This window comes from Hydrogenophaga sp., assembly GCF_011772445.1.
Lineage (GTDB): Bacteria > Pseudomonadota > Gammaproteobacteria > Burkholderiales > Burkholderiaceae_C > Hydrogenophaga.
Genome location: NZ_WVZN01000045.1, coordinates 120,626 through 139,682, shown reverse-complemented (window position 1 = coordinate 139,682; position 19,057 = coordinate 120,626). Strand labels below are relative to the sequence as shown.

Genomic DNA, 19,057 nt, shown 5'->3' with positions numbered 1-19,057 from the left:
TCCTCTTTCGTCTATGCGGTGCCGAGCTGGCTGAACAGCCCGGAGGTCTGGTTCATCTGGCCCAGCACGGTCTGCAACTGGCTGAACTGCAGCAGGTAGCGCTCGTAGTTCACGTTGAAGGTCTCGTCCAGGCGCTCCTGGCGCTGGGTCAGGCCCTTCTGCTGGAGCTGCACGTTGTCCAGGCGGCGCGCGAGCTGGCCCGTACCGGATGTCGTCCAGGTCTCCAGGTGATCGGCCACCGCGCCGAACACGCCCGAGCGCTTGCCGAGCGCAGAGGAACCGAGCACCGTGTCCAGTGCCTCGGGGTTGGCGGCCAGGGTCTTGTTCAGGCGCGTGGTGTCCAGCGTGAGCTGGCCCTGGCGGTCGCTGCTGATGCCGAGGTCGCTGATGCGCAGGCCGCCGAAGTCCTGGCGGATCAGGTCGTTGAGGCGGTTGCGCAGGTTGCGCACGCCCGCGTCGGTGGAGAAGGCGCCGCGCGAGGCCGCGTCTTCGCTGGTCTTGGTGAGGTTGTTGAGTTCGTTCTGCAGCGCGTTGTAGGCGTTGACGAACTTGCGCACGCTCTCTTCGGTGCCGGCCTTGTCGGCGGCCACGTCGAGCTGGATCGGCGCGTCGCCCGCGGTCTGGGCCTTGGTGAAGCTCACCTCCACGCCCGCGATGCCGGTGTAGCTGTTGCTGCCCTGCTCGATGCGCAGGCCGCTGCCCTGCCCGCCCAGCCAGACCACCGCATTGCGCGCGGCGGCCAGTTGCGTGGGCGCGCCGCCCAGCGCGGTCTTGAGCGCGCTGTCGGGCAGGCCGGAGGCGTCGAGCGTGATCGCGCCGTCGGCGCCGCTCAGGCCCGAGGACAGGATGAGTTGCGGGCCCGAGGCGGTGGTGGCCACCTGCGCGGTCACCTTGCCCTCGTTGCCGGCGGACTGGTTGATGGCGCGCGCGATTTCGGTGGCGCTGAGGTTGCCGTCGCCGTCCTGGTCGGCGGCGAGCAGGTTGACGTTGAAGGACGAGCCGTCGGCGCGCTGCACCACCAGCGGGCCGCCCAGGGCCACGGGCACGGCCGGCAGGTCGGCGAAGGCCACCTGGTGGGTGGAGGCGAGCTGCTCGACGAAGAAGCTGTACGCGCCCGGCTGCGCGCTGGCGCTGGCCGAGGCCGTGGCGCCGGTACCGGTGACCGTGGCGGTGTTCTTCTTCAGCCCGCCGGTGGCGCCGGCCAGGCCGCTGACGGCGGTGTTGAAGCTGGACAGTGCCGCGCGCAGCTTTTCCAGGCCGGCCTGGGTGGCCTTGGCCAGTTGCGACTCGCGGTCGATCTGCTGCTGCGGGCCTTGCACCATCAGCGTGGCCAGTTGGGTCGCGGTCGTGGTCGGGTCGAAGTCCATCGTCTTACTCCAGAGGGGTCAGGCGGTCAGGGACGCCGCCTCCGAAGCACAAGGCGACCGGGGCGCGGAATTTCTGAAGCGCTCGGCGGGACTTTTTCACGCTCGCCCCCTCAGCCACACGGTCTGGGCGACGTCGTCGGTGCGTTTGCGCTCGGCCACCAGAAGCGCGCGCTCACCTTCTTCCAGGCGGCGTTCGTGCAGTTGGGCCACCGCCTCGCGGCGGCGGAAGGCCTCGTGCAGCGCCAGGCGGGTCTGGTCCATCTGCGACTCGTGCCGGGCCAGGGCCGTGCGGTGGCGGTCGGCCATGTCGAGCACGCTGAGCTTGTAGGCGCCCAGGTTGCTGGCCAGGGTGGGCGGGAGCGCGCCGGTGGCGCCGGCCTGGTCGAGCAGATCGCCCAACTGGGAAATGCTGGTGACGAAACGCTGGCGGGTGCGTTCCTGCTCGGCCAGCACGGCGCCCACGCGCTCCTGCTCGCGCTCGCGCAGCTGCACCACCTGTTCCAGGGCGCGCGGGTTCATTCGACGATCTCCTTCAGACGCTGCAGGCACTCGCCCATCGGCGCGGACTCCTTGGTGCCCTGGTGCAGAAAGGCCTCGATGCGCGGCCACAGGTCGACGGCGCGGTCGCTCAGCGGGTCGGCGCCGGGCACGTAGGCGCCCAGGGGCAGCAGCTCGCGCACCTGCTGGTAGCGCGCCAGCAGGGCCTTCACCTCGCGCGCGGCGCGCTGCTGCTCGGCGTCGGCCACCAGGCCCATGCAGCGGCTGATGGACTGGCCGATGTCGATGGCCGGGTAGTGCCCGCGCTCGGCCAGCGCGCGCGAGAGCACGATGTGGCCGTCGAGGATGGCGCGCGCGGTGTCCACCACCGGGTCCTGCTGGTCGTCGCCTTCGGCGAGCACGGTGTAGATGGCGCTCATGGAGCCCTCGCCGCTGCCGTTGCCGGCGCTTTCCACCAGCTGCGGCAGCGCGCTGAACACCGAGGGCGGGTAGCCGCGCGTGGCCGGCGGCTCGCCAAGCGAGAGCGCCACCTCGCGCTGCGCCATGGCGTAGCGCGTGAGCGAGTCCACCAGGAGCAACACGTGGCGGCCCTGGTCGCGGTAGTGCGCGGCGATGGTGTGGCACAGCTCGGTGGCGCGCAGGCGCATCAGGGGCGACTCGTCGGCCGGTGCCACCACCACCACGGCGCGGCGCAAGCCCTCCTCGCCGAGCGAGAGGTCGATGAACTCGCGCACCTCGCGGCCGCGCTCGCCGATCAGCCCGACCACGATCACGTCGGCCACGGTCTGTCGCGTGATGAGGCCCAGCAGCACGCTCTTGCCCACGCCGGAGCCGGCCATCAGGCCCACACGCTGGCCACGGCCCAGCGTGAGCAGGCCGTTGATGGCGCGCACGCCCACGTCGATGGCGCCTTCCACCGGGCGCTTGCGCAGCGGGTCCACCCAGGGCGGCGCGCTGGGCAGCAGGTGCTCGCCGCCGAGGCGGCCGCGCCCGTCCATGGGTTCACCCAGGCCGTTGACCACGCGGCCCAGCCAGGCGTCGCCGATCAGCAGGTTGCCGCTGGCCGGCAGCGGCAGCACGCGCGCGCCGGCGGCCAGGCCCTCGGTGCGCTTGAAGGCCATGAGCTGCGCGGCCTCGTCCCTGAAGCCCACCACCTGGGCCTCGATGTCGGCACCCAGCGCCGATTCGATGCGGCAACGCTGGCCCACGTGCAGGCGCACGCCGCGCACCTGCAGCAGCGGGCCGGTGGCGCTGACCAGCCGGCCCGTGGGCGTCGAGACCGACACCTCGGGCACGGCGATGCGGCGCAGTTGTTCGGCAATCACGCGGCGGCCCCGGCGCTGGGTGCGGGCTCTTCCGCGCCCAGCAGTTGCGCGGCCACCTGGCCCATGCAGGCCTGCAGGCGCTGGCGGCTGCCGGCGTCGGCCTCGAAGCCGGCCACCTGGACACGGCACTCGCCGGCCTCCAGCGCGGGGTCGGCAATCAGGTTCCAGCCGCGCGTGTTGGCGCTGTCGATGCGCTCGATCGCGCGCAGGTCGTCGGCGTTGAGGAACACCTCCACCGCGCTCACGGCGGGCGGCATGCTCTGCAAGGTCTCTTCCACCAGCTTGAGGATCTGCGTGGGGTTGAGCGTGAGCTCGGCGCGGATCACCTGGCGCGCCACGCGCTCGACCAGCTCCACCATCTCGCGCCGCAGCGCGGCCTGGTAGTCGGCCTGCACCTGGCGCAGGGCATCGATGGCGGCCTGCATGGGCGCGGCCACGCGTTCCCAGCGCTGCAGGATCTGGGCCTCGCCTTCGGCGCGGCCCTCGGCAGCGCCGCGTTCGCGGCCTTGCGTTTCGCCCACGGCGCGGCCTTCGATCAGGCCCTTGTCGAAGCCTTCCTCGTAGCCGCGCTCGGCGCCGCGCGAGTAGCCGTCGGCCAGCGCGGCCTGCAGGGCCTCGGGCGTGCCTTGGGCGGACAGGGCCTCGGCGATCTCGCGATCGGCCAGTGGCGGGAAGCGGTAGGTCCGAAAAGCCGTGTTCATTCGACCGTCGCCTCGGCATAGAGCTGCACCGCGATCGTGCCCGCGTCGGCCAGCGCCTTCACCTCGCGCATGATGGTGGCGCGCGCCTCCTCCACGCGGCGCGCGGCCACCGGGCCGGTGCGGCGGATCGCGTCCTGGAAGGTCTTGACCTGGCGCTGCGGCATGCAGGCCAGGAGGGCGCGGCGCACGTCGCTGTCGCCGCCCTTGAGCGCGATGGCCCACTCGTCCATGGGAACCACCTCGAGGATGCGCAGCAGCACCTCCTCGCTCTGGCGCGAGAGGATGAAGAAGTCGTACATGCTGCGCTCGATCTGGCCTGCCACGGTGGCGTCGCGCTCGCGCAGCTGCTCCACCATGCGGGCCTTGTCGCCGGGCAGGCGGTTCAGGATCTCGGCCGCCTGCTTCACGCCTTCGATGGTGGCGCTCTGCGTCTCCAGGCTCTGCAGGCAGGCGTCGGCCAGCACCTCCACCTCCTGCAGCAGGCGGTGCTCGACGTGGCCCAGTTGCGCCACACGCACGATGAGTTCGTCGCGCCCCTCTTCCGGCAGGCTGGCGATGACCTCGCTGGCCATGGCCGGTGGCAGGAAGGCCAGGAACACGGCCTGCATGTGCACGTGTTCCTGCGCGATGCGGTCGGCCACCCAGCGCGGCGAGGCCCATTGCAGCCGCGCCATCTTGGGGCGGATGGCGTCGCCGTAGATGCGCGTGAGCACGCTGCTGCTGATGCTGCTGCCCAGCGCGAGGTCGAGCGAGTTCTTCAGGAAGGCGCGCGAGGCGCCGTGCAGGCCGCTCTGGTCGCGGTAGTCGTCGAAGAAGCGCTGCAGCGCGGTGCGCGCGGCATCGACCTTGATGCCGCTCATGGCGGACATGGCCTGCGTCACGGCCAAGAGCTCGTCGCGCTCCAGGCAGCGCAGCACGGCGGCGGCGGGTTCTTCGCCCATGCTCAGCAGCACGATGGCGGCCTGCTCGACGGTGGACATGGCGGCCGCATCGGCGGCGGACTCAGGCAGGCTGGTGGCCATTTTTCTGCACCCATTGTTTGACGACCTCGGCCACGCGCTCGGGCTCCTTGGTCGCGAGGTCCCTCAGGTGATCGACGAGCACATCCACCGGCGAACCCGGCGGCGGCAGGTTGTAGTTCTCCAGCAGCGAGCCCATGGAGTCGCGCTTGTTCTGGTCTCTGGCGGGCTGCGGCAGCGCGGCCACGGCACCGGCGCCGGCGGGCAGCGCCCCGGCCACCCCGGCGGCGCCGTCGCCGTCGCGCAGGCCCAGCTCCACCAGCTCGGACGTGCCCACCTCGCGCGGCGGCGTGGCATCGCGCGTGAAGCGGCGGATCAGCGGGCGCGCGATCAGCAGGTAGGCCAGCAGCGCGCCGAGGGCGCTCAAGCCCCAGCCGGTCAGGGTGAAGATGGACTGCGGCTCGGCGTACCAGGCCACGGCCGCGGGCGGCGCCGGGAAGGCCATGGCCGAGACCACGAGCTGGTCGCCGCGGGCGGTGTCGATGCCCAGGCCACCGCGCAGCACCTGCTCCATGCGCGCGATCTCGGCCGGTGCCCAGGCCTGTGCACCGGCGGGCGCGGCGGCGTTGTTCAGCACCACGGCCACGCTGATCTTCTTCACCTGGCCGCGCGCGCGCTCGATGGTGGTGACGCTGCGGTCGTAGGCGTACTGGCGCGTGGCGGCGCTTCGCTCGGCGGTGCTGGGCTTGTCTTCCTCGTCCGGCGGCGGGTTGGCCGGGCGGTTGCTCAGCGAGCCCGGAATGCCCAGGGCCTGCGGCTGGCGGTTCATTTCCTCGCGCGAGGCCTCGCTGGTGATGCGCGGATCGCCCTCGTAGCGCTCCTGCGTTTCCTTCACGTTGTCCTGGTGCAGCTCGACGGAGGCGCTGACGTTGTAGTTGTTCACGCCGAGGATGGGCTGGAGGAGCTGGTGCGCGTTGCGCAGCAGGCCTTCCTGCGCTTTGCGCACGGACTCATTCGCGAAGCCGGTTGAATCCAGGCCCGCCTTGATGTCGACGCGGCTGGAGAGCAGGCGCCCGGCCTGGTCCACCACCGTCACCCGGTCGGCCGCCAGATTGGACACGCTGCCCGAGACCAGCTTGATGATGGAGGCGATCTGCTCGGCCTCCAGCTCGCGGCCGGGGTGCAGGTGCACCACGACGGAGGCCGAGCTGGCCTCGGTGGCGTTGAGCACGAAGGTGGAGGCGCGTGCGATCGACAGGTGCACGCGCGCGCTCTTGACCGGCTCCAGCGCGGTGATGCTCTGCACCAGTTCGCCTTCCAGGCCGCGGCGAAAGCGCACGTCCTGCACGAACTGCGTCACGCCCAGCGGGTCGCTCTTGTCCATGAGTTCCAGCCCGTCGGGCAGCCGGGCCACCACGCCGCGCGCGGCCAGCAGCATGCGCGCGCGCCCGAGGTTCGACTCGGCCACCAGCACCTGACCCGTCTCGGGGTGCAGGCGGTAGGCGATGCCTTCGGCGTCGAGCACGGACATCATGTCGGCCGAGGGCACGTTCTCGCGCGCGCCGAACAGCGGCCGGTAGTTCGACTGGTTCTGCCAGACGAACATCATCACCAGCGCGGTCAGCGCGATCGCGAGGAACACGACCGGCAACAGCTTGGACACCGCTTCGGAACGCAGGGCCGAGGCGATTTTCGAAGGCTGGGGCAGCCGTTGCAGGATGGGGGTGAGTGCACTCATTGATATTTCACTTTGTACGTGTAACGATACGCGAAGTTGATTTGAGATGTCATGTCAGTCGGGGGATGAATCGGGGGTTGAGCGCCGTGCGGTTCGCGGGTGGTGATGAGCGGCACACGCTCGCTTGACAGGAACCGAAAAGGTTTATCCAGGGCGTTGCTGGGCCGGGAAACGGGGTTTTGTGCACCTGCAGCGTGAACAAATGCGCATTCGATGATGCGTCTTCGCGTCCCCTGTCAAAAGTGACAGGGTCGGTGGTGAAGGGGACTCCAGAGGACACCGACAACACGGACAGACCCTCCCGCCCCTCAAGGACGCGACCCATGTACCTGGACCTCGACATGACCACCCTGCCCTCCACCCACGGCATGCGCCCCGCGTCGCTCGGCATCCCGCCCATCGAGACCCTGGAAATGCTCCAGCGCCTGGAGGCCGAGGTGGCGATGAGCAACCTGAACGAAATGCGCCTGATCGAGCAGCAGCACCCGCACTGGTTCGACATGTACGAGGAGTTCCAGGTGGAGCACTGCACCGGCGAAGAGCTGCAGGCCCTGCTGGCCAGCGCGCCGAACGCCTATGCCAAGGGCCTGGTGACGGGCGCGCTGAAGGTGCGGCTGGAGATGGCGGCGGCCTCGGGCCGGCCGTTCTGATCGATCGCCCGGGCCCTGCCGGCCCGGGTATTCAAGAGCGGCCGGCCGCTGCTTCGATCTCCGACAGGATGCACAGCACCATCACGTCGTGCCGGCCATGCATGGACGCGCGAGCGCCCAGCTCATACAAACCCTCGGGGCGCGGCCGGGGACTGAGCACCGGCTCGATGCCGTAACGCATCAGCACCCAGTTGGCGAGCAACCGCGCCATGCGCCCATTGCCATTGCCGAAGGGGTGGATGCGCACCCATTCGCCATGCAGCGTCCCCGCCAGCTCGCACACGGCACGCAGCTCGTCCCGCGTGAAGCGGGCCGGTGCCTTCGAACCGATCGCTTCATCCAACACAGCCACCGTGACGGCCGCCCGGTCCAGCAAGGCATTGACCTCGCCCGGCACCCGGTCTGGCGCCACGCCCTCGTGGTCGCCGATGGTGACGGTGACGTGCCCCAACCGGGGTGGCCCTCGAAACGCCCCCCTGAGGTCGCTCTCGGTCACACCGACATCGGCCGCCTCGGGCACCGACAGGCCCTTCATCATGGCCGCATGCCAGCCCTTGATGTCGGCCGCGTTCAGTGCATGGCGCGCCTCAGCGTGCTGGCGCATGGCGTTGAAGATCCGCTTGAGATTGGCACGCAGTTCAGGGCTGTCCGCGTCCCAATGGGGGCCGGCAGCCATGCCTCAGCCAGCGGCCATGAGGGAACGCACGCGCGCGGCCAGCCCCTTGTCGCCTATGGACCTGGCCCGCGCATCGGTCGGCCGTTGACCCAGACGCCCCTGCGCGGGATCGGCGTCGCCCAGTGTGGCTTCCGCCTCCACCAGGCGGGCGATGGCTGCGTCGAAATCGCCACCCTTGGGCCGTGCCCGCAGGGCCTTCAAGGCACGTTCCAGCCGCTGCTCCAGCACGTCGCGCCGGTGCTGCACGTAATGGCGCATGCCCGCCTCCACCACCTGGTTGAAGCTGGCGTGTTCCAGTTCGCCCAGCGCGGCGAGTTCGGCGTGCAGCGCGGGCTCCAGCCGGACCGTGGTCACCACCCGTTCGCTGGCCGCCTGCGGCTTGGCCGTTCGTGAACCCATTCTGGCCATGGCATCACCTCCGTGCGAGTCATCATGTGATGTCATTATGCTGAATTTGACATCAATTGACCAGCCTCGGCGCCGGCCGCCCTCACAGCCCGCACATGAGGTGCGCGCGGTACACGGCCTGCGAGCCGTTGGCCGCGCGCATTTTTCGTTTGGCGTTCTCCACGTGCAGGCGGAAGGTGCGCTCGGTGTAGCCGAAGCGCTCCTGCGCCTCCGCGCCCTTGAGGCCTTCGGCCACGGCCTGCAGCGCCTCACGCTCGCGCGGGGTGAGCGGGCAGACCGCCGCGCGCAGCGCCTCGCGCCAGGCCGGCCAGTCGCGCAGCAGCTGCAGCGTGGCCGCGCCCAGGTGTTCATCCCGCACGTGGGCGCTGGTGGAGAGCAGCCAGAACTCGCAGCAGGCTTCCCCCAGCACGGGGATGCGCACCAGCAGCACCTGCTGGTAGCCCAGGCCGCCGAAGCGGCGCGCGCCCTCTTCGCCCAGCGCATCGATCGGCAGCAGTGCCACGGCCTGGTCGCGTGGCGGCGTGGCGCGCTCGATCCACGCGGCGTGTGCCTGCAGCGCCGGACTGCTCAGCGCCTGCACCAGGCGCGCACCGGGCTCGCCGAACGGGTCGGGCCGTACGAAGGCCACGCCAGAAAACCCGCGCTCGCGCACGCGCGCGAGCAAGGCGTCCACCAGGGGCTCGAACGCGTCGGGCGAGGTGGGGTGTTCCAGCCCGGCAACACTCACGCAGCCGCCCCCCCGGGCAGCGTGCGCCACGACACCGCGCCCGGCCAGTCGAACACGAACTCCGCGGCCAGCACGCCCTCGACTTCGCTCAGCACCTCGATCGGCGCGACGGCGGGCGCGATGCCGTCGAGCTGCGACACGAGCTCCACATTGGGCAGGGCCTCGCCGGCGCGCACACGGGCCACGCCCGGCGCGTCCCAGTCGAACTCGGCCAGCGACTCACCCAGTTCGCGCAGGCCCTCGCGGGTCTCGATCTGGATCCAGCTCAGCCGGCCGTCGCTGCGCAGACCGAGCACGCCGAAGGGCTCGCCGAGCACGAGGTATTCGTCGACGCGGCTGCGGCCCAGGATCACCATCAGCGCGTTGGACACGTCGGCCGACTCGAGCGCCGCGAAGCGATCACGCCGCATCTGCATGGCCAGTTGCCGACCGCGTTCGACCGAGTTGTGCAGGAACTGGTCTTGCAGCGCGCGGCGCAGGTTGAAGCCGAGATTGCGCGTCTGCTTGGGCAGGAAGGACTCTATCGAGCCCTGGTTGAAGGCCTGGACCGCGAGGTCGGCGTCGGCCGCGCCGGTGAGCAGGATGCGGCGCAGACCGAAATGGCCGTGGCGTTCGCAAATGGACACGCCGTCTTCCGCGGGCATCACCTGGTCGGTGACCAGCACCGAGAAGATGGCGTGCCGTCCGGGCCAGGCGAAGTAGTCGAGCGCCGCGAGCAGCGGCGATTCGGCGCCCACGATGCGCGCGAGCATCTGCTGCTCGCGCCGCAGCAGGTCTTCCTGCTCGGCGTACAGGCGGTCCAGTTCGCCGGGGTGGTGCAGGAACTCGCAGCGCCGCACCGAGGCGACGGCGTCGACCATGGCGTCCAGGAACGACGGGTCGTCGTCGATGAAGGAGATGCGCGAGGACGCTCTCATGCAGGGAAACAACATGCCGGGCCTACTTCAGGAAGTGGAGGACCGCGGCGCGCGCGGTCCGGACCATCGGAGCATATCGGCACCTGGCGCACGAACTTGAGACCCCCGCGTGACCGATTTATTTCACGCTCGAACGGCGGCCGCGGTCCCTAGAATGCGCCCCGTTGTGCGACACCGATTCCTCGTACGGGCGCTCGCCCTTCTCCGTCAACCCATCGAACCGCTGCGGCACCTCTCGCGTGCGCGGCTGGTGGCGCTGAGCCTCGTCCTGTTCGTCGGCCACCTGGCTTTCCATGCCTTCTGGAGCCAGCTCGCGCCACAACCCTTCGAGAGCCCGCTGGCGCGCGCGCTGGCCGCGATCGGCGCGCTGCCCCTGCTGTGGTGGACGCCCGCGCAGGTGACGCGCCACCGCGCCATCCGCCTCTACCTGCTGGTCTACCTGACCTACACCGGCCCTTTCTTCTTCCAGTGGTTCTATCTGATGAACCACGGCAACGCGGTGTGGATGACGAGCACGGCGCTGATGTGCTTCCTCGTCTACCAGGTGCTCGACTGGCGCGTGGCCACCGCCACCTTGCTGGTGGGCACCATCGCCGCGCGCGCCTTCGTCTCGATGACCGAGCCGCAGCTGGCCTTGCCCCCGTGGCGCGCGACCGAGGGCAACCTCACCTTCTTCTTCGCCTGGCTGTCGGCCCTCACGCTGGCGCTGTCTTCGGCCAGCCACCGGCTGCAGCGCCTCAACGCCACCCTGCTGGCCATGGGCGTGATGGCGCACGAGCTGCGCACGCCGCTGGCCAGCGCCGCGCTGATCAACGACCACCTGCGCGACGCCGAACCCGCCGACGTGCCGCGCCTGGCCGATCGCCTGGAGGGGCTGCTGCGCGCCATCAACCACCAGATCGATTCGCAAATCGTCAACGCGCAGCTGCTCGACATCCTGCCCGGCCACGAGACGCTCGACGCGGCCCGGCTCGTGCATGACGCGGTCGCGTCCTACCCCTTCCTGAGCGAGCGCGAGCGCCAGGCCGTGAGCGTGTACACGCGCGGCGACTTCCACTTCAAGGGCAACCAGCGCCTGTTCATCCAGGTGATCCACAACATGGTGAAGAACTCGGTCTACGCCCTGCGCCGCACCCAGGCCGCGTTCGAGCGCGGCGACATCGAGATCGAGGTAGACAGCGGTGCGGCGCGCGGCACCATCCGCGTGCGCGACAAGGGCCCGGGCGTGCCCGAGCATGTGCGCCGCTTCATCTTCGAGCCTTTCTTCAGCACGCAGACCACGCACAGCAGCGGCCTGGGCCTGGCCTTCTGCCGCGAGACGGTGGAGGCCAACCGGGGGCAACTGCGCTTCGAACGCGTGGCCAGCGGCTCGTCCTTCGTCATCGAGCTGCCGCTGGCGATGCGCTGAGCGAGCCGCGCATCCATCCGGGTTTCCCCACAGCCGGCCTGAGGGCTTCCCCGCTGGCGGCGCCAGGGCCGGGCCTTAGCATGCGCTCACATCCGTCCACGCGGCTCGCCATGTCCCCGCTTTCCTCGCCTTCCCCGCTGACCAAGCCGCTTCAGACCCTGCTACAGCTTCCGCTCGAGCCCGTGCTGCACCTGTCGCGCGCACGCCTGGTCGCCCTCGGCCTGATCTACCTCATCGTTCACCTCTCGGCCTGGGCGGTGTACACCTTCGTCGCGCCGCAGCCTTTCGACAGCTTCGCGCTGCGCCTGGTCGCCGCCCTGGGCGCCGTGCCCCTGTTCCTGCTGGACCCCGACGACGTGGCCGAGCGCCCCGCGATGCGCGCCTACGTGCTGCTGTACCTGGCCCTGGCCGGGCCGGTGGTGCAGGCCGGCCTGTACCTGCTCAACGGCGGGACAGACCCGCGCGTGCTGGCCTTGTGCCTGGTGGCCTTGCTGATGTACGTGATCACCGACTGGCGCTATGCCACCGCCATGCTGCTCGCGGCCTTCGGCGGTGCCGCCCTGCTCGGCGCCGCCACGGGCCTGCTGCCAGCGGCGCTCGCGGGCGAACACGGCTTCATGATCGGCCTGTCCTGGCTGTGTGGCTTGCTGCTGGGCGTGTCGTCGGCGCTGCAGGACCGACAGCGCCTGCAGGCCACCATGAACGCCCTGGGCGTGATGGCGCACGAACTGCGCACCCCGCTGGCGAGCGTCGGCCTGCTGGTGGAAACCTTGCGCGACAACGAGGAGTCGGCCGCGGCGCGCCGCTCGGGCCAGCGACTGGAGCAGTTGGTGCGCAACCTGAACCAGCAAATCGATTCACAGATCGTGAACGCGCAGCTGCTGGTGCTGCGCAGGGGCGAGGAGCGCATCGCGGCGCGCGAGATGATCCAGGAGGCGATCGACAGCTTTCCCTTCCGCGCCGACAGCGAGCGGCGCGCGGTGGTCTTCGAGCCCGGCCCCGAGTTCCACTTCCGCGGCACGCGGCGCCTGTTCACACAGGTGGTGCACAACCTGCTGCGCAACGCGCTGGTGGCGCTGCGCCAGCAGAAGGGCGCGCCGTCGCCGGGCGACATCAGCTTCGTCACGGCCGTGCAGGGCGGCCGGGGCGTGGTGGAGATCCGCGACCGCGGCCCGGGCATTCCGCGCCAGCTGCAGCGCAGCGTGTTCCGTCCCTTTGTGAGCACCGCGGACACGCACAGCAACGGCCTGGGCCTGGCGTTCTGCAAGAACACGGTGCGCGTGCACAAGGGCCGGCTCACGCTGGACTCCAGCGACTCGGGTACCACTTTCTCACTCTCGCTGCCGCTGGACGGCGCGGCGCGCGGCGATTGAGTCCGCGCCGCCCGGCCCGCGCGCCCGCCCGCTCGGGAACTGGGCGGGTTTCACCCGTCTTATCGAATCAAGTTTTCCCGGCACGCGGCCGATAGTGGCGGCGACAGCCCGGGTCTTCTGGCAGGCCGCGGGCGCCTGATATCGCCCACGCCTGATTCGTCGCATCCCGCTTCACCATGAACTTCTTTCGCAACATGTCCGTCGGCACCAAGCTCTGGACCGGCGTCGCCCTCATCATCCTGGCCCTGCTGGGCACCATCGCCTCGGCCGGCCTGCGCTCTGCCCGCATGGGCGAGGCGTCTGAACGCACCCTGACCCTGCTGGCCGACAAAACGGCTCTGGCCGTGGAATGGGCCGGTCTGACCGAAACCACCACCGCGCGCGTGCAGGCCACCACCGTGTCCAGCGATCCGGCCATGGCCGAGATGTTCAAGCAGCCGATCACCGACGGCATGGCCCGCATCTCCGAGCTGCAGAAGCGCCTGCAGGAAATGGAAAAGACCGAGGCCGAGCTCGCCGCCCTGGCGCGCATCGGCGAACTGCGCAAGGACGTGCTGCAGAAGCTCGCCCAGGTCAACAAGCTCAAGGCCGACGAAGACTACGCGGGCGCCGCGCAGGCCATGAGGACCGTGTTCAACCCCGCCGTCGGCCCCTACCTGGCCGCGGTGCGGGACTTCGGCCACATGCAGGCCGACATCCTCAAGCAGGCCCAGGCCGAACAGGCCAAGGAGCGCGCCTCCAGCATCGTCGTCGCGGCCACGCAGGTCGGTCTGCTGGTGCTGGCCATCGCGGTGGGCGCCTTCTTCCTGATCCGCAACATCCGCCAGCCCCTGAACGAGACCATGGCCTTCGCCGAGCGCATGGCCGCGGGCGACCTGACGGCCACCCTGAACAACGACCGAGGCGACGAGTTCGGCGCCATGACCCGCGCCCTGGGCACCATGCGCGACCGCCTGGTGAGCGTGGTGGCGGACGTCAAGCGCGGCACGGAGAACATCACCGTGGCGGCCAAGGAAATTTCCACCGGCAACAACGACCTGTCGTCGCGCACCGAGCAGACCGCCAGCAACCTGCAGCAGACCGCCGCCTCGATGGAGCAGATGTCGGGTGCGATCAAGCAGTCGGCCGACTCGGCCCGCGTGGCCAACCAGCTCGCCGACGTGGCGGGCCAGAGCGCGCAGAAGGGTGGCTCGGTGGTGAACCAGGTCGTCTCGACCATGGAAGAGATCAACCAGGCCTCGCGCAAGATCAACGACATCATCGGCGTCATCGACGGCATCGCTTTCCAGACCAACATCCTGGCGCTCAACGCCGCGGTGGAAGCCGCGCGCGCCGGTGAACAGGGCCGCGGCTTCGCCGTGGTGGCCGGCGAGGTGCGCAACCTCGCGCAGCGCAGTGCGCAGGCCGCGAAGGAAATCAAGGGCCTGATCGGCGCCAGCGTGGACAAGGTGACGGTGGGCACCGAACTGGTGAACCAGGCCGGCCAGACCATGAGCGAGATCGTGGAGAACGTGGTCCGCGTGCGCGACATCATCGGCGAGATCGCCAGCGCCTCGGGCGAACAGGCCGAAGGCGTCAACCAGATCAACGCGGCCGTGTCCAACCTGGACCAGATGACGCAGCAGAACGCCGCGCTGGTGGAAGAAAGCGCCGCCGCCGCATCGAGCATGAACGACCAGGCGGCGCGGCTGGCCGAGGTGGTGCGCATCTTCCGCCTGGATGGCGGGGCGGCTTCCGCGGGCGGCATCGCCGCGCTGACGGCGGGCGATCTGCAGCAGCGGCGCGAGCCGGCGCTGTTGGCGGCGTCCAAGCCCGCGCCGGTGGCCAAGCCTGTCGCGGCGGCAACCAGGCCGGCTGCGCCCACGGCCAAGCCCGTGAGCGCGCCCGTGGCTGCGCCCGCAAAAGCCGTTGCGCCTGCCAAGGCGGCGCCGCCGGTGCTGAGCGCCAAAGCCTCCGGCGACGACGCCATCGGCGAGTGGGAGTCGTTCTGATCGCGGTCCCTGCCCGGCGGGGCAGGGAGGCGGTGGCGTCAGGTCGACGCGGCCTTGAGCCGGTTGACATCCTCCACGAATGACCGAACCAGGCTCAACAGGCGCTTCATGTTGTGCAAGGCGGCATCCAGATCACCGATTTGCAGGAAGTCCTTGTCGGTGTTGAGGTCCTTCCGGTTCAATCGGAACGACATCACCGCGCATGAACCGTCGGCTGCGTTCTCCGACATCAGTGCACTGCCCCACAGGTCCTTCACTCCCTCGCTCCAATAGGCATCGTGGGATTCAACGGTCAGCAGGTGCTTGCCATCCGGCGTCGTGCTGATGGTGGCCGAGAAGTGAAAGCGCTTGCGGTTCACTTCATTGGTCCAGACCTGATGGGCGCCGTCCGTCCACAGGTGCGGGCAGTTCTTCTCGACCATGGCTTTGCAAAGATCGGCCATGGCCTGGTTGAGCGCCAGCGCTTGCTCCTTCAAGACCGCCACGCGGTCGATGGTGATGGGCACGATCGCGGATTCGAACCGCTGGGCAAGCGCCAGCCAATGGTTCGCTTGAGAGAGGGCCATCGCCTCTTCAAGGGACGAGAACTCGACTTTGTGCACATGAAGCTGCTCGCCTGTCGCGCTCATGACCAAGCCTTCGCCCTGCGGACAGCCACCATCGCCGGCCTCATCCAGGCAAATCAAGGTGCCGGTTTGCCTTGACCGGATGTGCAGTTGCGCCACCAGCTTGCCTTGCGCGTCCAACAGGGGTCTCGTCGTCTCGCCGCGCGATCGCATGTCGTCGCAAATCCGGCGCAGCGAGGCCGTCAGCTCGGCCTTCACAAACCGCGAACCCATCTCACCCGTCGGGTGCTTCGTCGTCTCGATGGGCGGGGGGATGTCCGCAACGCCCGCGCTCGGCTGCAAGACAGCCTCGGGAATGGCCGGGCATTTTCTTTCGGGTGCGACGGGGGTGGCCTGCGCCACCACCTTGAGCAAGCGCAGGAACTCCGGATCATTGAGCACCACGCGCTGGTGCTTGGCGACGACGTACACGATATCGGCCAGGGCCTGCTGAACCTCCGCCGAATACATCGGGCTCTTGTTCAGCATGGGCTTGATGGAGTTGTCGAACCATTCGACCGCTTCCCCTTCGGCCACTTTGGCGGTGCTGATCTTTTTCGGCCGCGTGCTGGCCTTGAACGTCTCCTCGCCAGGAGAAGGCCCCTTGGTCGTGCGGACATGCAACACGACGACGCCCTTCTTCTTGCTGGCGGCCTCGCGCGCAGCGAATTCGTACAACTTGCGCAGACTCAGGCGTTTCTCGCCCGGAACGCACATCGACTTCTGAAGTTCCTTCTGGCGGGAGGCCGCGGCGTTGTCTGACTTGAAGGGGGAACGAGGAACCATGGCTGGAATCACCTGCAGGTAAGTTGGAGGGAAGCGAACGGGCCATCGCCCGTTGGCGCCGCCGCTTCGTCACCGAACCCGCCGGATCGATCCCGTCCTCAAGCCATGGGCGTCCCCGCCTTACCGCCCCTTCCACCCGCGCAGGTTCCCCAGGATCATCGGCCGCCCCGCCACCAGGCCGCCGCCGTCGAGCTCCATCTGGAAGCGCTCGGCGTCGCGTCGCCGGATGTCGGTCACGATCGCCTCCACCGCCGCTGGCTCGGTGCCCAGCGCGAGCATGGCCTCGCGGCCCATCACCATCGCGGACTCGAAGGTCTCGCGCACCTGCACGTCGGCACCGGCCTTCACCAGCGTGGCCGCGTGCTCGCGGTCGAAGGAGCGTGCGATGACCCGCGCCTGCGGGAACGCGTGTTTGCATTGCTGCACGATCTGCGTGGCGGCGCTGGCCTCGTCCACGCAGACGAGAATCACCTTCGCGGTTCCCGCGCCCGCCGCGTGCAGGATGTCCAGCCGCGTGCCGTCACCGTAATACACCTTGAAGCCGAAGTGCTCGGCCTCGCGCGCGAGCTGCGGGTCGGCGTCGATGATGGTGATCTCGGCGCCCAGCAGCAGCAGGTTCTGGCTGGCGATCTGGCCCACGCGGCCGAGGCCGATGATGAGCACGGCACCGGCCTCGTGGTCGGGCACTGGCGCGCCGGCGGTGGACGGCGACACGCGCGGCGCCCAGCGCTGCAATGCGAGCACGGCCAGCGGCGTAAGCGCCATCGACAGCACCACGATGGCCGTCATGTTGGCGTTGACCACCGGATCGATCACACGGCCCGCGAGCGCGGCCGCGAACAGCACGAAAGCGAACTCGCCGCCCTGCGCCATCAGCACCGCGCGGTCCAACGCGTCTTCGTGCGCGCTGTGGGTAAGGCGCGCAACGACGTAGATGCCCAGCGCCTTCACCACCATCAGCGAGAGCACACCGGCCACGATGAGCGCCCAGTGCTGCGCCACGGCCGACAGGTCCAGCGACATGCCCACGCCAAGGAAGAACAGGCCCAGCAGCAGGCCGCGAAAGGGCTCGATGTCGGCCTCGAGCTGGTGGCGGAAGGTGGACTCGGACAACAGCACGCCCGCGAGGAAGGCGCCCATGGCCATGGACAGGCCGCCCAATTGCATGAGCAGCGCCGCGCCCAGCACCACCAGCAGCGCGGCGGCGGTCATCACCTCGCGCGCGTGGGCGTTGGCCAGCACGCGGAACAGCGGGTTGAGCAGCCAGACCCCCACCGCCACCAGCAGCGCGATCGAGCCCGCGCCGATGCCCACCGACACCCAGCGCGAGGTGCCCGACACCTCGGCCGCCGCGTCCGGCGAGAGGAAGGCCACCACGGCCAGCAGCGGCACGATGAGCAGGTCCTCGAACAGCAGGATGGAGACGATCTTCTGCCCGCGCGGCGTGGCGATGTCGCCGCGCTCGCCCAGCAGTTGCATCACGATGGCGGTGGACGTGAGCACGAAGCCCATGGCGCTGATGAAGGACACCGTCCAGGAAAAGCCGAAGGCCACGCCCACCAGCGTGAGCAGGGCCCCGCACACCAGCACCTGCAGGCTGCCCAGGCCGAAGATGGCGCGGCGCAGCGCCCACAGGTGCGAGGGCTGCATCTCCAGGCCGATGACGAAGAGAAACATGACCACACCGAGTTCGGCGGTGTGGATGATGGTCTGCGGGTCGCTGAACCAGCCCAGACCGAAGGGGCCGATGGCCAGGCCCGCCGCCAGGTAGCCGAGCACCGAGCCCAGGCCGATGCGCTTGAACAGCGGCACGGCCACCACGGCCGCGCCCAGCAGCATGACGACGGGGATCAGATCGGAACTTGCTTCAGCGGCCATGGCCGGTCTCCTTCAGGCGCCCCACAAAGGGCCGGACTTGTCGAAATTCACCGTCTCGCCCACCAGCTCGCGCAGGCGCGTGAGCAGCGCGCGGTGGTCGTCGCGCCGGTGCTGGAAGGTGTACTGCAATTCAGGCAAGGGCCGATCGCCGCGCAGCTCCACCACCACGCCCCGGGTCTTCATGCGGCGCAGCCAGGCGCGAGGGTACAGGCCAATGCCCACGCCCGAGGCGATGAGGCTGGCGATGGCCGAGAGGTTGTTGCACACCAGCCGGCGCGGCGCCTGCAGGCCATTGAGCGCGAGCCATTGTTCCAGCATGCGCGTGGGCCCCGCCGCGCCGGGCTGGGTGATGAGCGCGTGACGCTCCAGCAGCGCCGCGTTCACCGCGCGCTGGCGCCCCACCAGCGCGGGCGAGGCAGCCCAGCAAAAGCGCACGTGGGCAATGGCCTCGCTGGCGATGGCGCCGCGCGTGGAGTGGCCAGCCACCACGGCGAAATCGAGTTCGCCGCTTTCCAGGCGCTGCTCCAGCGCCGTGCCGAGGTCCACACAGGGCTCCAGTCGCAGCTCGGGGTACTTCGCGGCGGCGTGCGCCACCAGGTCCGGCAGCCAGGTCAGGGCCGCGAGTTCGCCGACACCGAAGCGGCAGTGCCCGCGCAGGCCGCCGCCCAGCGCGATTTGATCGCGCATGTCCTCGGACAGCTCGAGCATGCGCCGCGCCAGGGGGAGCAACTGCTCGCCCGCCTCGGTGAGGGCGGCGCGGTGGCCGCTGCGGTTGAACAGCGCGGTGCGCAGTTGCGATTCGAGTTCGCCGATGCGTTTGGACAGGGTGGACTGCGAGATGTGCAGGCGCTGCGCGGCGACAAGGAAGCTCGCGGCGGTGGCGGCCCAGTAGAAGGCTTCGAGCTGCTTGAGCGTCATGGCCGCGGCCGCACAATGTGGCGTTGAAAAAAGGTGAACGAGCGACATCGAAATATATCGCTTTTCATCCACAAGTCAGTTTCCCAGAATGCGCCCCTGACCCAGCCGAGCGCTTGCCGCTCGCGGCCCCAC

General features: G+C 69.6%; 17 protein-coding genes. 4 read left to right on the top strand and 13 right to left on the bottom strand.

Annotation, left to right across the window (positions count from 1 at the left end; all coding sequences use genetic code 11):
* Positions 1-11: 11 nt before the first annotated feature.
* From fliD to fliF, 6 genes are all read right to left on the bottom strand, one after another.
* A complete protein-coding gene (fliD, locus tag GTO19_RS18855) occupies positions 12-1,367 on the bottom strand; it encodes a flagellar filament capping protein FliD (protein WP_291023589.1) in 1,356 nt (451 codons plus the stop codon).
* A gap of 96 nt (positions 1,368-1,463) precedes the next feature.
* The gene (gene fliJ, locus GTO19_RS18850; protein ID WP_291023586.1) at positions 1,464-1,886 is read right to left on the bottom strand and encodes a flagellar export protein FliJ; all 423 of its coding nucleotides are present in this window, start codon (positions 1,884-1,886) and stop codon (positions 1,464-1,466) included.
* Positions 1,883-3,190: a flagellar protein export ATPase FliI gene (gene fliI / locus GTO19_RS18845; RefSeq protein ID WP_291023583.1), complete on the bottom strand. Its 1,308-nt coding sequence runs from the start codon at positions 3,188-3,190 to the stop codon at positions 1,883-1,885. Before fliI ends, fliJ begins: the two co-directional genes overlap by 4 nt.
* Complete coding sequence (gene fliH, locus GTO19_RS18840) at positions 3,187-3,891, bottom strand: flagellar assembly protein FliH (protein ID WP_291023580.1); 705 nt, start codon at positions 3,889-3,891, stop codon at positions 3,187-3,189. The genes fliI and fliH overlap by 4 nt, the downstream gene beginning before the upstream one ends.
* A complete protein-coding gene (locus GTO19_RS18835) occupies positions 3,888-4,913 on the bottom strand; it encodes a FliG C-terminal domain-containing protein (protein WP_291023578.1) in 1,026 nt (341 codons plus the stop codon). The genes fliH and GTO19_RS18835 overlap by 4 nt, the downstream gene beginning before the upstream one ends.
* Complete coding sequence (fliF, locus tag GTO19_RS18830; protein WP_291023576.1) at positions 4,894-6,588, bottom strand: flagellar basal-body MS-ring/collar protein FliF; 1,695 nt, start codon at positions 6,586-6,588, stop codon at positions 4,894-4,896. Before fliF ends, GTO19_RS18835 begins: the two co-directional genes overlap by 20 nt.
* Before the next feature lie 323 nt (positions 6,589-6,911).
* Between fliF and GTO19_RS18825 the strand changes: the two genes are divergently transcribed.
* Complete coding sequence (locus GTO19_RS18825) at positions 6,912-7,238, top strand: hypothetical protein (RefSeq protein WP_009518121.1); 327 nt, start codon at positions 6,912-6,914, stop codon at positions 7,236-7,238.
* Between the two features lie 31 nt (positions 7,239-7,269).
* Here GTO19_RS18825 and GTO19_RS18820 read toward each other — a convergent pair whose 3' ends face one another.
* The 4 genes from GTO19_RS18820 to GTO19_RS18805 form a co-directional block, all read right to left on the bottom strand.
* Positions 7,270-7,914 (bottom strand): Fic family protein, encoded by a 645-nt coding sequence (locus tag GTO19_RS18820; protein WP_291023569.1) that lies wholly within the window; start codon positions 7,912-7,914, stop codon positions 7,270-7,272.
* Between the two features lie 3 nt (positions 7,915-7,917).
* Positions 7,918-8,322 carry a hypothetical protein gene (locus tag GTO19_RS18815; protein WP_291023567.1) on the bottom strand — a complete coding sequence of 135 codons (405 nt, stop codon included), beginning with the start codon at positions 8,320-8,322 and terminating at the stop codon, positions 7,918-7,920.
* Between the two features lie 82 nt (positions 8,323-8,404).
* Entirely contained in the window at positions 8,405-9,049 is a 645-nt protein-coding gene (locus tag GTO19_RS18810) for a helix-turn-helix transcriptional regulator (protein WP_291023564.1), read from the bottom strand.
* Positions 9,046-9,966 carry a hypothetical protein gene (locus GTO19_RS18805; RefSeq protein WP_291023563.1) on the bottom strand — a complete coding sequence of 307 codons (921 nt, stop codon included), beginning with the start codon at positions 9,964-9,966 and terminating at the stop codon, positions 9,046-9,048. The genes GTO19_RS18810 and GTO19_RS18805 overlap by 4 nt, the downstream gene beginning before the upstream one ends.
* 166 nt (positions 9,967-10,132) lie before the next feature.
* Between GTO19_RS18805 and GTO19_RS18800 the strand changes: the two genes are divergently transcribed.
* The 3 genes from GTO19_RS18800 (at position 10,133) to GTO19_RS18790 (ending at position 14,738) form a co-directional block, all read left to right on the top strand.
* A complete protein-coding gene (locus tag GTO19_RS18800; protein ID WP_291023560.1) occupies positions 10,133-11,374 on the top strand; it encodes a HAMP domain-containing sensor histidine kinase in 1,242 nt (413 codons plus the stop codon).
* Between the two features lie 110 nt (positions 11,375-11,484).
* Positions 11,485-12,747 carry a sensor histidine kinase KdpD gene (locus GTO19_RS18795; protein ID WP_291023556.1) on the top strand — a complete coding sequence of 421 codons (1,263 nt, stop codon included), beginning with the start codon at positions 11,485-11,487 and terminating at the stop codon, positions 12,745-12,747.
* 176 nt (positions 12,748-12,923) lie between these two features.
* The gene (locus GTO19_RS18790) at positions 12,924-14,738 is read left to right on the top strand and encodes a methyl-accepting chemotaxis protein (RefSeq protein ID WP_291023554.1); all 1,815 of its coding nucleotides are present in this window, start codon (positions 12,924-12,926) and stop codon (positions 14,736-14,738) included.
* Positions 14,739-14,776: 38 nt separating this feature from the next.
* Here GTO19_RS18790 and GTO19_RS18785 read toward each other — a convergent pair whose 3' ends face one another.
* The 3 genes from GTO19_RS18785 to GTO19_RS18775 form a co-directional block, all read right to left on the bottom strand.
* The gene (locus tag GTO19_RS18785) at positions 14,777-16,129 is read right to left on the bottom strand and encodes a hypothetical protein (protein ID WP_291023552.1); all 1,353 of its coding nucleotides are present in this window, start codon (positions 16,127-16,129) and stop codon (positions 14,777-14,779) included.
* Positions 16,130-16,249: 120 nt separating this feature from the next.
* A complete protein-coding gene (locus GTO19_RS18780) occupies positions 16,250-18,007 on the bottom strand; it encodes a monovalent cation:proton antiporter-2 (CPA2) family protein (protein ID WP_291023550.1) in 1,758 nt (585 codons plus the stop codon).
* A 12-nt stretch (positions 18,008-18,019) separates the two neighbouring features.
* Positions 18,020-18,925 carry a LysR family transcriptional regulator gene (locus GTO19_RS18775; protein ID WP_291023548.1) on the bottom strand — a complete coding sequence of 302 codons (906 nt, stop codon included), beginning with the start codon at positions 18,923-18,925 and terminating at the stop codon, positions 18,020-18,022.
* Between the last annotated feature and the right edge of the window lie 132 nt (positions 18,926-19,057).